Consider the following 1,082-nt stretch of genomic DNA (forward strand, 5'->3'; position numbering starts at 1 on the left):
TCACGAGGCGAGCGGGTCCTCATCCACGCCGGAGCCGGCGGGGTCGGCATGGCCGCCATCCAGATCGCCCGCCACCTGGGAGCCGAGGTGTTCACCACCGCCTCCCCGACCAAACACCACCTGCTACGCCGCCTCGGCATCCCCGCAGACCATGTGGCCTCCTCCCGCACCCTCGACTTCGCCGACACCTTCACCACCACCACCGGCGGACACGGCATGGACGTCGTCCTCAACGCCCTGGCCGGCCCCTTCACCGACGCCTCCCTCACCCTCACCGCCCCCGGCGGACGCTTCATCGAAATGGGCAAAACCGACCGCCGCGACCCCGCCCACGTCGCGGCCACCCACCCCCATCTGCGCTATCGAAGCTTCGACCTCATGGACGCAGGCGCCGACCACATCCACACCATCCTCACCACTCTGTGCGACCTGCTGACCGTCGGCCATCTCACCGCCCTGCCGGTGCGGTGCTGGCCCGTCACCGCAGCCCGGCACGCCTTCCGCCACATGGCCCAAGCCCGTCACACCGGCAAAATCGTCCTGACCATCCCCCACCCCCCACACCCCGACGGCACCATCCTCATCACCGGCGGAACCGGCGGCCTGGGCAGCATCCTGGCCCGCCACCTGGCCACCCGCCACCACGCCCGACACCTCCTGCTGGTCTCCCGGCGCGGCCCCCACGCCCCCGGCGCCGACCAACTACGCCAAGACCTCCAAACAGCGGGCGCCCACGTCGACATCATCGCCTGCGACCTGTCCGACCCTGCCCAAATCGGAGCGCTCCTCCAGCGCATCCCCGACCGGCACCCCCTCACCGCGATCTACCACACCGCCGGCATCCTCAACGACGCCACCCTCACCACCCTTGAACCGGCTCAGACCGACCAGGTCCTGCAACCCAAAGCGGACGCGGCCTGGCACCTGCACCAAGCCACCACCAACCCAGACCTCGGCTTGGACCTGGCGCGGTTCGTCCTGTATTCCTCCTCCGCCGCCACCCTCGACAGCGCAGGCCAGGGCAACTACTCAGCCGCCAACGCCTTCCTGGACGCCCTGGCCATCCACCGCACCCACCTGGG

Annotated in this window: 1 protein-coding gene; it reads left to right on the forward strand. The window is 70.2% G+C overall.

What is annotated here, in order from left to right:
- Positions 1-48 precede the first annotated feature (48 nt).
- The coding region (locus tag ACWCSU_RS52860) for an SDR family NAD(P)-dependent oxidoreductase (RefSeq protein WP_449945285.1) at positions 49-1,082 on the forward strand (1,034 nt) is incomplete at its 3' end.

It is taken from the genome of Nonomuraea sp. NPDC001699 (assembly GCF_053596455.1).